Raw genomic sequence first — 11,368 nt, 5'->3', positions numbered from 1 at the left:
AGGAACGCATATGTCAGAAGAGGGTCCGAACGAGGGCGTCATGCCCGCCGGTGCCATCCCGACGTCGCCCGACGAGCCCGCCCGTCCCACGCGTGCGAGAAAGCCCAGAACCGCCAGGTCAAGGGCCTCCCGCTCCACCACGGGCGAGGACCAGGCCGCGCCCGAGCCGGCGCCGTCCGCGACGCAGGAGGCCCAGCCGCGCCGCCGTCGCAGAAGCCGCAAGGCGGAGCAGGCCGCCGCGCAGGACGCGCCGTCTGAGCAGGCGCAGTTTGACGTCAGGAACTTGACTGAGGCCGTCACCCAGGCCACGCAGGCGTTCGGGACGGTGCTTGATCCTCCGACCATGACCATCGCCGAGGCCGACGCCTCCGCCGCCCCCAAGAGGCGGGGCAGGAAGAAGAAGGTCCAGCAGGACGTCGCGGACGCAGCCTTGGCCACGGGGGCGGGGCATGCGGAGCGCCCTGAGGAGACGCGCGACGAGAAGCCCGCGTCGCCCACGCCCGCCGTGCCCGAGGAGCCTGGCCGCGCCGCGCCGCGCCCCGCGGCCCAAAAGCGTCGCGGCCGTCGCGCCCGCCCCGACGAGGGTGCCTCAGGCACGTCAAACGGCTTTGACGGCCAGCGCAACAACCGCCGCAACCGCCGCAACCGCCGAAGCGGACAGGCGGCACCCAATAACGCGCCCAGCCTCACGCGCGAGGAGCTCGAGTCCCTCAGGGTGGCGGAGCTCAGGTCCAAGGCGGCCGAGCTTGGCGTCGCGTACGTCGGCCTCAAGAAGGCCGAGCTCGTCACCAGCATCTATGAGGCGGCCGCGCGCGCCGAGGGCTTCAGGCGCGTGCGGGGCGTGCTCGAGATCCAAAACGAGGGCTACGGCTTCCTGCGCACGGGCAACTACATGCCCGGGGATGATGACGCCTTCGTGCACCAGCAGCTCATTCGCCAGCTTGGCCTGAGGCCCGGCGACGCCATCGAGGGGTCGGTGGGGCCCGCCCGCTCCAACAACAGCAAGTATCCCCCCCTCCAGCGCGTCGAGACGGTTAACGGACGCGCGCCCGAGGAGATGCGCAACCGCCCCCGCTTCCGGGACCTCACGCCCATCTTCCCTAACGAGCGCCTGGTCATGGAACATGGCAAGGACTCCATCACCGGTCGCGCCATCGACCTCGTCGCGCCCATCGGCAAGGGCCAGCGAGGCCTCATCGTGAGTCCCCCTAAGGCGGGCAAGACCACGGTCCTCAAGCACATCTGCCAGTCCATCACGACGAACAATCCCGAGGTGGAGCTGTTCTGCCTTCTCGTGGACGAGCGTCCCGAGGAAGTCACCGACATGGAGCGCTCCATCAAGGGACAGGTCGTCGCCTCCACGTTCGACATGCCGGCGTCAAACCACACGGCCGTCTCGGAGCTCGTCATCGAGCATGCCAAGCGCCTGGTGGAGCTCGGCAGGGACGTCGCCGTGGTGCTCGACTCGATCACCAGGCTCGCTCGCGCGTACAACCTCGCCCAGCCCCCCTCCGGGCGCATCCTCTCGGGCGGCGTCGACTCCGCCGCGCTCTACCCGCCCAAGAAGTTCCTCGGCGCCGCCCGCAACATCGAGGGCGGGGGGTCGCTCACCATCATCGCCTCGGCGCTCGTCGACACGGGCTCAAAGATGGACGAGGTGATCTTTGAGGAGTTCAAGGGTACCGGCAACATGGAGATCAAGCTCGACCGCGACCTTGCCGACCGCCGGATCTTCCCGGCCATCGACCCGGTGGCGTCCGGCACCCGCAACGAGGAGCTTCTGCTTGACCCCCAGCTCACGCCCTTCATCTGGGGCATCCGCCGCGTCCTCGCCAACATGAACAACACGGAGCGTTCGGCTTCCGCCCTGGTCAAGGGCTTGCGGCAGACCAACGACAACCAGGAGTTCCTCATCCGCTCCGCCAAGCGCGCCCAGCAGTCCAGCGACTACATCGCCTAGCCGACGTCCTCGACGTCGCCGGGGGCGTCCGCTGGCGGGTCTGACGCCCGCAGGCGCCCCCGCCGCGCCCCTGCAAGGCAAAACGGCCGGCATTTGGGCGTCTTTCGCTTGCAAACGGCATGCCAGGCGGTATCATGCAAAGAGAGGGAACCTTCCGTTCCCATGTCGGCACATGCAGCTAAGACGAAACCTGCCGGACGAGCGTGACTCAGCATCGTGACTGCCAAGGCGTCAGTCTTTCCTGCACTGCCACAGTCGTCTCGTTAGGTCGGGCACCGCGACGTGCCCGCCCGAGGGGCGTGACGGTCGCGGCGCGAGGGAGTGACGATGGCTGGAAGCATACGTGACGAAGCGGTCCGAGCGGGTCTTGCCTGGTCGGCCACGCTTGGCGTCGGCATGACCCTGCTGCCTCGGGCGGCGCTTGGCGAGACGAGCGTCGCTGGGTCGCTGAGCCCGGACGTCGTGTATCCCTTCGCGCTCGGCGTGCTCGCGGGTTCCGTCATCACGGGCGTCGCCTGCGGCGTCAGCTTTGCGCTGCAGAGCCGTGCCGACATGAGGGCGTCCGAAGATCGCTCGGCAGGGGAGAGCCCCGCCGTCCCCCGTCCCGTCCCGTCCGCCGTCACGGATGACATTCCCGCCGTCCGTCCCCTGGAGCGTCAGGCATCGGCGGCGTCCCTTGCCGGCCGGGAGAGGCTCTCCGCCCTGCCCGACGTCGGCCGTCCGGCGTCCGGCGGCCACCCGTCGGACGGTCGGGGCGAGGGAGACCGCCCGCGCGTTTTGCCGATCACCGGGCATGCCGGGTCCCGCGCCCGGAAGGTCGAGCCCGACGCTGCCGCCTCGCCCTCGCCGACGCCCCGCCGTGCTCTCACGACGGCGGCCGGTACCTCTGACGCCCCCGCGCGCGATGGCGCCCAGCACCTCTCGAGCGACCTCGAGGACTTTGCGGAGCACTACGTCAGCCGCATCACCTTGGCCGAGCGGCTTGCCGCAAAGGCGCGCGGCGTCAGGGAGGTGCTTGCCGAGCGACTGGGCGGCGACCGCTTTGAGGGTCTGCCCATCATCGAGCGCGCCGACGGCAGCGTGGGCGACGTGGGCACCTCGTGGTGGAACGACCGCCTGGGCGACTCCGTGCGCCTGGTCGGAGGCAACGTCGCGCAGGCGTCATCGTGCGTCTCCGCAGGCGCCCCCGCGCGGCGGGCGGGAGCCGCCCCCGCCCCCGGCGTGACTCCCGGCACCGCCCGTGGCGCGCGCCCGACGGATGCGCGCGGACGGAGGTGGCCCACGCCCCGCGCGGATGCCGTGACGACCCAGGACCGCGTCCTCGCGACTGACGATGACGTCGACGTGCCCCTCGCCCCGACGGCCGGCGCGGAGCGCGACGACGACTGGAATCTCGCGCTGGCCTCGATGGACGAGAAGATCAGCCTCTACGTTCCCGCCGAGGCTCCCGCCCTCGTCTTGTCCCATGACGAGACGCCCGCGCCCGTGCTCGCCGACCCCGCGTTCAACGCCCGCACGTACGTGGACGGCATCATCAAGGACGAGGCGTCCCGTCGCGCGCGCGCCTATGCGCAGATGGACCCCACGGACAGCCTGCACGTGCTCGACAGCTCGCTCTCGCTGCGATCGACGGACGTCATCGCAGGCAAGGCGAACCGGCGGGCGCAGACGGAGTACCAGCCCAGGCACATGGCCAAGCCCGCCCTGGTCGAAAACGCCATAGCCTAGGCGGCCATGACCTGCGCCGTGCGCTCGGCCGCTCCTCTTTTGGGCGACGGCGTGCCGCCGCGTCGCGCTGCGTCCTGAAAGCCTGTGCGTCTGGCGCTTTCGGGCGGCGGCGTGTTGTTACGAACAAAATAAGTATCCCCCGGCGCACCTGGCAGAAGCATGGGGGCGGCATAAAGTATCTGGTCAACCCCCGACCTGCACACCATCTGGTTGGTCGGACTGCTCAACCTTGGGAGGACATCATGACTCACTCACTCAGCAGGCGCGACCTCTTCAAGTTTGGCGGCCTGGCGGCCGCGGGCCTCGGCGGCGCGTCGCTTCTGGCCGGCTGTGGCGGCACGTCGGCGTCCAGCTCGGACAAGACGATCAAGATCGGCGTGCTCGGCCCCTTCTCGGGCAGCGTCGCCCAGTACGGCATCGCCTGCCGCAACGGCGCGGAGCTCTACTTTGCCAACAACCCCAGCATCGGCGACTACGCCGTCGAACTTGACGAGCAGGACGAAAAGGGCGACGCCACCGAGGCGCTCAACGCCTACAACAAGATGGTCGAGGACGGCGTCATCGGCATCATCGGCGACGTGACGTCCACGCCCTCCATCGCCGTCGCACAGGCCTCCGTGGCCGACAACCTCCCCTGCGTGACCCCCTCCGCCACGGCGGCCGAGGTGATCAGCTTTGGCCCCAACACCTTCCGTGCCTGCGTCACCGACCCCTTCCAGGGCAAGGTCATGGCCGACTTCGCGCAGTCGCAGGGCTGGAAGTCCGTCGGCACCATCTACAACAACGGCGACGACTACTCCACGGGCGTCAACGGGGCCTTCGTCGAGGAGGCGGGCAAGAAGGGCATCAGCGTCCCCCAGCAGTCCGGCTATCAGGACGGTGACGTGGACTTCAACAGCCAGCTCACGACCATCATCTCGGCGGGCGTTGACGCGATCTTCTGTCCCAACTACTACCAGGACGACGGCAAGATCATCACCCAGGCACGCCAGCAGGGATTCTCCGGCCCCATCTTTGGCGTGGACGGCTGGTCCAACATCGCCTCCGGCCAGTATGCCTCGGCGGCCGACCTTCAGAACTGCTATTATTGCTGCTCGTTCGTCGCGACCAACGAGGACGCCGGGGTCCAGGAGTTCGTGAAGGCCTACAAGGAGAAGTTCAACGAGGACCCCACGAACTTCTGTGCCCTCGGCTACGACGCTACCAACGTCCTCGCCCAGGGCATCAAGGGCGCCCTCGACGCGGGCGGCGACCCTGCGAAGGACGACTTCAAGCAGGCGGTCATCGACCAGATCGCCAAGGGGAAGGTCCAGGGCGTGACGGGCGCCATCTCGTACGACGGCACGGGCGACCCCGTCAAGTCCACGCTCGTCATCAGCTTTGACGCGGACGGCACCGAGAAGGTGTTCACCACCATCGATGCCTAGCGGCGTGACATCGGGCACGGCACGGCGCCGGGGGCTTGTCGCCTGACTCCCGGCGCCGTGGCGTGCGACGGCGGCCGGCATCCGGCAGGACATCAGGAAGGGAAGGGTTGTGCCGTGACGGTTTTGACGCAGGTGCTCAACGGGCTGCAGCTGGGCAGCATCTATGCGCTCGTCGCGCTGGGCTACACGATGGTGTATGGCATCATCCTGCTGCTGAACTTCGCCCATGGCGACATCATCATGGCGGGCGCCTACATCTCGTGGATCGTGATGGCGCAGCTGGGCCTCAGCCCCGTGCTCGCCATCGTGCTCTCGGTGGCCGGCTGCACGCTTCTGGGCGTGCTCATCGACAAGGTGGCCTACGCCCCTTTGCGCGAGGCGCCGAGGCTCTCGATCCTCATCACGGCGATCGGCGTCTCATACTTCCTGGAGAACGGTGCCCAGCTGGTCTTCGGCGCCGACGCCAAGGTGGTTCCCAGCTACGTTGACGTGAGCAACGTCCAGATCGGCGCCGCGCAGCTCTCGACGGTAGCCCTCATCACCGTGGTCGTGACCGTCGTCTCGACGGCCGTCCTGACCTTTCTCGTGCAGAGGACCAAGCTCGGAAAGGCCATGCGCGCGGTCTCCGAGGACATGGGCGCCGCCCGCCTCATGGGCATCAACGTCAACTCGACCATCTCCTTCACCTTCGCGATGGGCTCGGCCCTCGCGGGCATCGGCGCGGTGCTCTACAGCATGGCCTACACGCAGGCCTCGCCCACGATGGGCATCATGCTGGGCACCAAGGCCTTCGTCGCCGCCGTGCTCGGCGGCATCGGCTCCATACCCGGCGCCGTCATAGGCGGCCTGCTCGTCGGCTTCGCCGAGGTGTTCGTCTCGGCCATAGGCCTTTCCACCTGGAAGGACGCCGTGGTCTTCATGCTGCTCATCATCGTGCTCGTGGTGCGGCCCACCGGCATCCTCGGCCGTACCATGAGCGAGAAGGTCTAGGGGGGAGCATGCGAACTCAGACCACGGACAAGCCCGTCATCTCGCTGGGCGCCACGACGGGGCCCGTCCAGAGGCGCCTGTCCATGCCGATGCGCTACGCCATGAACGCGCTGCTCGTCCTCGCCTTTCTGGTCGTCGGCAACCTGCTCGTCGACGGGGGCGTCATCACCCGCTATCAGACGACGGTCCTCGAGCAGGTGGGCATCTACATCATCATGGCGGTGTCGCTCAACGTCGCGACGGGCTACCTGGGACAGCTGCCTTTGGGCCATGCCGGCTTCATGTCCGTGGGCGGGTATGCCTGCGCCATCTTCCTGATGCGGCTGGAGCCCGTCTTTGGGGTCGGCGCACGGGACTTCGTGACGGGAAGCCCCGCCGCCCTCGCCCTGCTCGTCCTCGCGCTGCTGTTCGGCGGCGCCGTGGCGGCCGTCTGCGGCATCATCATCGGCGTGCCGGCGCTCAGGCTCAAGGGTGACTACCTCGCCATCATCACGCTCGGCTTTGCCGAGATCATCCGCGTCGTCATGCAGAACGTCGATGCGGTCCTGGGCTTTGAGCTCACGGGCGGCGCCAAGGGCCTCACGGGCATCCCCAGCTACACGAACTTCGTCAACACCTTTGCGGTCGTGGCCGTCTCGCTCTTCGTCATCCACGCCCTGATGAAGTCGCGCCATGGTCGCGCCATCCTGGCCATCCGCGACAACGAGGTCGCCGCGGAGGCGTCGGGCGTCAACGTCACCTACTACAAGACGCTCGCCTTCGTCGCCTCCGCCTTCTTCGCGGGCGTCGGCGGGGGCCTCTACGCGGGCTGCGTCGGCGTCATGGCGCCGGCCAAGTTCGGCTTCATGAAGTCCATCGAGATACTGGTCATGGTGGTCCTCGGCGGCATGGGCTCCATGATCGGGTCGGTGCTTTCCGCCACCGTGCTGACGATTCTGCCCGAGGCCCTGCGCGCCTTCTCGGACTACCGCATGGTCGCCTACGCCGTCGTCCTGATCCTCGTCATGATCTTCCGTCCCCAGGGCCTGCTGGGCTCGTACGACTTCTCGCTGTCCCGCTGGGTCGAGAACGCCCTGAACGGGCGCCTGCCCTGGAAGGCCGTCCCGGCCGCCGCTGACCCTGGCGACCACGATGCGAAGGAGGCGAACGTCCATGCCTAAGGAAGGGCGCATGTCCGTGCCGACGGGTGTTGACGGCACGTCACCTTCGGCGGACGCCGTCGGCGCGCAGGGCGGACCCAGGAGGGGTCGCTCCGTGCTCGTGCAGATGGAGACCCCCAATCTCATTCCCGAGCGCGACCTCGGCTCGCAGCCGGTGCTCCAAGCCGAGCGCCTCGGCATCGACTTTGGCGGCCTCACGGCGGTCGACGACTTCTCCATCGCCCTGGGACGCACCGAGATCTCGGGCATCATCGGTCCCAATGGCGCGGGCAAGACGACGATCTTCAACCTGCTCACCAACGTCTACAAGCCCACGCGCGGCACGATTCTGCTTGACGGCGTTGACACGGCCAACAAGTCGATGGTCCAGGTCAACAAGATGGGCATCGCGCGCACCTTCCAGAACATCCGCCTCTTTGATAGGATGACGGTGGCCGAGAACGTGCTCGTGGGCTTCACGAACGCGATGCCCTCCTCTCTCGTCGCCGACATTCTGCGCCTGCCCAGCCACTGGCGCCAGGAGGAGGAGTTTCGCGACAGGACCCTCACGCTCCTTGACATCTTTGGGATGCGCGGGCTTGCCGACGAGACCGCCGGCAACCTGCCCTACGGCGCCCAGCGTCGCCTTGAGATCCTGCGCGCGCTCGCGACCCAGCCCAAGGTGCTGCTTCTGGACGAGCCTGCCGCCGGCATGAACCCCAACGAGACCGAGGAGCTGATGAGCAACATCCAGCTCATCCGCGACGAGTTCCAGATCGCCATCCTTCTCATCGAGCATGACATGCAGCTCGTGAGCGGCGTCTGCGAGGGCGTCGCCGTGCTCGACTATGGCAAGATCATCTCCAAGGGCACGCCCGAGGAGATCCAGAACGACCCAAGGGTCATCGAGGCCTATCTGGGCAAGCAGGTTGGGGTGAGGTAGGTGGCGCAGATTCTGTCCGTCAGGGACCTGCACGTGTCGTACGGCGCGATCAAGGCGGTCCGGGGCATCTCGTTTGACATCAACGAGGGCGAGATCGTGTCACTCATCGGGGCGAACGGTGCCGGCAAGTCGACGACGCTCGACACGATCGCGGGCCTCAATCGGCCTGAGGGCGGCTCGATCTCGTTCAAGGGCGAGGACATCGTGGGCACCAAGCCCCACAAGATCGTCGAGCGAGGCCTGGCGCTCTGTCCCGAGGGACGTCGCGTGTTCACCCAGATGAGCGTCGGCGAGAACCTCGCCATGGGAGGCTACACCCGCACCGACGAGGAGAACCGCGAGCAGGTCGAGCGGGTCTACGCCCGCTTTCCGCGCCTCAGGGAGCGCGTCGCGCAGTCCGCTGGCACGCTGTCCGGCGGTGAGCAGCAGATGCTTGCCATGGGACGCGCCCTCATGAGCCGCCCGGACCTTCTCATGCTCGACGAGCCGTCCATGGGGCTTGCGCCCATCCTCGTCGAGGAGATCTTTGACATCATCAAGGAGCTCAACGAGCAGGGCACGACGATTCTGCTCGTCGAGCAGAACGCCTCCATGGCGCTCTCGATCGCGCACCGCGGCTACGTCCTGGAGACGGGCACCATCAGCAAGACGGGCACGGGAGCCGAGCTCCTGCACGACGACGACGTGCGCAAGGCCTACCTGGGCGGATAGGGGAGGCGGCCGGGCGTCTTGCGAGGCGCCTCACGCCACCCGCGCCCCCGCCGAGCGTGCGGACAGGGTGCGCACCCACAGGCCCTCGACGCGGTTCTCCACCATGCCCAGGACGGCGTCGGCCACGCGCCGCGCCACGCGCTCGCCGTCGCAGACGGCGAGCATGGTCGCGCCCGACCCGCTTATCAGGTAGGCGGACGCTCCCGCCGCGAGCGCCGTGCGCCTGAGGGCCTCGTAGTCGGGGATGAGAGGCGCCCGGTACGGCTCGTGCAGCCTGTCCGAGGAGGCGGCGGAGAACAGCTCGAGGTCGCCCGTGACCAGGGCGTGGACGGCGGCGACGCAGTGCCCCACCTGCCAGACGGCCGTCTCGAGCGAGACCTGTCGGGGCATGACCTCGCGGGCGTCGGCCGTGCGCAGCTCATAGGGCGGCGCGATCGCCACGAAGCTGACGTTGGGCGCCACCTCGAGGCGGACGGGGTGGGTGCGACCCCGGTCGACGAACGAGCTCACGAGCCCGCCGAGGATGGCGGGCGCCACGTTGTCCGGATGCCCCTCAAGCTCACAGGCGATGTCCAGCGCCTGGTCACGATCGAGGCCGTCTCCCACCAGCTCCTGCGCTGCGATGACGCCCGCGACGACGCAGGCGGAGCTTGACCCCAGGCCCCCCGAGAGGGGGATGGGGGAGTTTATGGTGATGTGCAGGGGCCTCGGCTCGCGGCGGAGCCTGCGACAGGTCTCCAGGAAGCTCGTCCATACGAGGTTGTCCGCACCCCTGAAGCGCTCGGGGCAGCCGTCGATGCGGGTGCGGGAGGCCGTCTCAAACGAGAAGCGCGCGACGAGGTCGAGCGCCATGCCAAGACAGTCAAAGCCCACGCCCACGTTGGCCGAGGTCGCGGGTACCTCGATGATGACGGGCGTCGCCCGTCGCGCGCCTTCGGGCGACGCCGCGACGTGCGGGCGGCTCATCGGAAGATCCTCGCGCAGGCATGGGACAGGAAGCTCTTCATGGCGCCTCGCTCGCAGATGGAGTCATGGGCGATCGGGGCGCTTCGCAGGTCGCGCAGTTGGGGCGGTGCGCAGATGCCCGTGAGGTCCTGGAGCTCGTCCATGCAGGCGAAGTCACTCATGCCCTGCGTCGCCACGCCCAGCGCCGCGAGGACGTCGGCCGAGAACTTGTAGGGATTTGCCGTCGAGAGGCACACGCGCTGGCGTCTCTCGGGCGCGCGGCGGCGCAGCACGCAGGAGGCGACGGCCGTGTGCGGGTCGATGAGCACCCCCTCGTCCTCCCAGGCCGCGCGGATGGCCGCGCTCGTCTCGGCGTCCGTGGCAAAGTCGCCGTCAAAGGTCTCGCGGAGCCGTGCGAGCCATGTCGCGCCGATGTCGTAGACGCCCTCGCGCGCGAGGGAGCCCATCCAGGCGGCTACCTGCTCGACGTCGCCGTTCGTGAGGTAGTAGAGCATGCGCTCGAGGTTGGACGAGACCAGGATGTCCATGGAGGGCGAGATGGTCTTGACGAACGCGCGCCGCCGGTCGTAGATGCCGGTCGCGAGAAAGTCGGTGAGGACCTTGTTGGTGTTGGATGCCACGACGAGCCTGCCCACGGGAAGGCCCATCCGCTTGGCAAAGTAGCCCGCGAGCACGTCGCCGAAGTTGCCCGTGGGGACGCAGAAGTCAACGGCCTCGCCGAGCGTGACGGCACCCCTGCGCACGAGCTGGGCGTAGGCGTCAACGTAGTACACGACTTGGGGGGCGAGCCGCCCGACGTTGATGGAGTTGGCGCTCGAGAGGGCGACGCCGCCCGCGGCGAGCTCGTCGCGCAGGGCGACGTCGGCAAAGATCCGCTTGACCTCGGCCTGGCAGTCGTCAAAGGTGCCCGTGACGCCGCAGACGGCGACGTTGCGTCCCGTCTGGGTGGCCATCTGAAGGTGCTGGGTCTCGGAGACCTTGCCCTCCGGGTAGAAGACCGTGACGCCGCAGCCCTCGACGCCGGCGAAGCCGGCGAGCGCTGCCTTGCCCGTGTCGCCCGATGTCGCGGTCACGATCATGATGCGCGGGCCGTCCGCGTCGCGCGCGGCGGTCATGAGGCGGGGGAGCATCTGGAGGGCCACGTCCTTGAAGGCGCAGGTAGGGCCATGGTAGAGCTCGAGCAGCCAGTCGTGCCCCAGGGGCGAGACGGGCGTCACGGCGGCGCTGTCGAAGGTGTCGCCATAGGCGCCGGCGACGCAGTCCTTGACCTGCTCGTCGCTGAAGTCGGGCAACAGCGTCGAGAGCACCTGGCACGCCGTCTGGCGGTAGCCCTGCCCCGTCACGACCGAAAGGTCAAGCTTTCTGTCGCCCAGCTGGTCCGAGACGTACAGGCCCCCGTCCGGGGCGATGCCGGCACGTATTGCTTGCTTGCTTGTTACGGAGCCGCCGCAGCCTCGCGTGCTGTGATAGAACGTTTCCACGGGTGCGCTCCTTGTCCTCGTGC

9 protein-coding genes are annotated in these 11,368 nt (G+C 68.3%); 7 read left to right on the top strand and 2 right to left on the bottom strand.

From position 1 onward, the window contains the following. The first annotated feature begins 10 nt into the window (after positions 1-10). The 7 genes from rho (at position 11) to HMPREF2826_RS08620 (ending at position 8,898) form a co-directional block, all read left to right on the top strand. Positions 11-1,960 carry a transcription termination factor Rho gene (gene rho, locus HMPREF2826_RS09180; protein WP_083307371.1) on the top strand — a complete coding sequence of 650 codons (1,950 nt, stop codon included), beginning with the start codon at positions 11-13 and terminating at the stop codon, positions 1,958-1,960. Between the two features lie 327 nt (positions 1,961-2,287). Further along, positions 2,288-3,688 (top strand): hypothetical protein, encoded by a 1,401-nt coding sequence (locus tag HMPREF2826_RS08645; RefSeq protein ID WP_070640991.1) that lies wholly within the window; start codon positions 2,288-2,290, stop codon positions 3,686-3,688. A gap of 242 nt (positions 3,689-3,930) precedes the next feature. Beyond that, entirely contained in the window at positions 3,931-5,115 is a 1,185-nt protein-coding gene (locus HMPREF2826_RS08640; protein WP_070640989.1) for an ABC transporter substrate-binding protein, read from the top strand. Positions 5,116-5,229: 114 nt separating this feature from the next. Continuing rightward, positions 5,230-6,105, top strand: a complete 876-nt coding sequence (locus tag HMPREF2826_RS08635) for a branched-chain amino acid ABC transporter permease (RefSeq protein ID WP_070640987.1) — start codon at positions 5,230-5,232, stop codon at positions 6,103-6,105. An 8-nt stretch (positions 6,106-6,113) separates the two neighbouring features. After that, positions 6,114-7,265 carry a branched-chain amino acid ABC transporter permease gene (locus HMPREF2826_RS08630; protein WP_070640985.1) on the top strand — a complete coding sequence of 384 codons (1,152 nt, stop codon included), beginning with the start codon at positions 6,114-6,116 and terminating at the stop codon, positions 7,263-7,265. Positions 7,266-7,371: 106 nt separating this feature from the next. Next, positions 7,372-8,187 (top strand): ABC transporter ATP-binding protein, encoded by an 816-nt coding sequence (locus tag HMPREF2826_RS08625; protein WP_246824739.1) that lies wholly within the window; start codon positions 7,372-7,374, stop codon positions 8,185-8,187. Beyond that, positions 8,188-8,898 carry an ABC transporter ATP-binding protein gene (locus HMPREF2826_RS08620; protein WP_070640981.1) on the top strand — a complete coding sequence of 237 codons (711 nt, stop codon included), beginning with the start codon at positions 8,188-8,190 and terminating at the stop codon, positions 8,896-8,898. A 30-nt stretch (positions 8,899-8,928) separates the two neighbouring features. Here HMPREF2826_RS08620 and thrB read toward each other — a convergent pair whose 3' ends face one another. Both thrB and thrC read right to left on the bottom strand, forming a co-directional pair. Then, positions 8,929-9,864 carry a homoserine kinase gene (gene thrB, locus HMPREF2826_RS08615; protein ID WP_070640979.1) on the bottom strand — a complete coding sequence of 312 codons (936 nt, stop codon included), beginning with the start codon at positions 9,862-9,864 and terminating at the stop codon, positions 8,929-8,931. Then, entirely contained in the window at positions 9,861-11,345 is a 1,485-nt protein-coding gene (gene thrC, locus HMPREF2826_RS08610) for a threonine synthase (RefSeq protein ID WP_070640977.1), read from the bottom strand. Before thrC ends, thrB begins: the two co-directional genes overlap by 4 nt. Positions 11,346-11,368 lie beyond the last annotated feature (23 nt).

The organism is Olsenella sp. HMSC062G07 (genome assembly GCF_001811895.1).
Lineage (GTDB): Bacteria > Actinomycetota > Coriobacteriia > Coriobacteriales > Atopobiaceae > Olsenella_F > Olsenella_F massiliensis.
The sequence above is the reverse complement of the archived record's forward strand: the minus strand, read 5'-3'. Positions and strand labels throughout refer to the sequence as shown.

Coding starts and splice junctions, on each gene's coding strand:
- HMPREF2826_RS08645 (WP_070640991.1), top strand. CDS start 2,288: ATGGCTGGAAGCATACGTGACGAAGCGGTCCGAGCGGGTCTTGCCTGG.
- HMPREF2826_RS08625 (WP_246824739.1), top strand. CDS start 7,372: ATGGAGACCCCCAATCTCATTCCCGAGCGCGACCTCGGCTCGCAGCCG.
- HMPREF2826_RS08630 (WP_070640985.1), top strand. CDS start 6,114: ATGCGAACTCAGACCACGGACAAGCCCGTCATCTCGCTGGGCGCCACG.
- HMPREF2826_RS08640 (WP_070640989.1), top strand. CDS start 3,931: ATGACTCACTCACTCAGCAGGCGCGACCTCTTCAAGTTTGGCGGCCTG.
- rho (WP_083307371.1), top strand. CDS start 11: ATGTCAGAAGAGGGTCCGAACGAGGGCGTCATGCCCGCCGGTGCCATC.
- thrB (WP_070640979.1), bottom strand. CDS start 9,864: ATGAGCCGCCCGCACGTCGCGGCGTCGCCCGAAGGCGCGCGACGGGCG.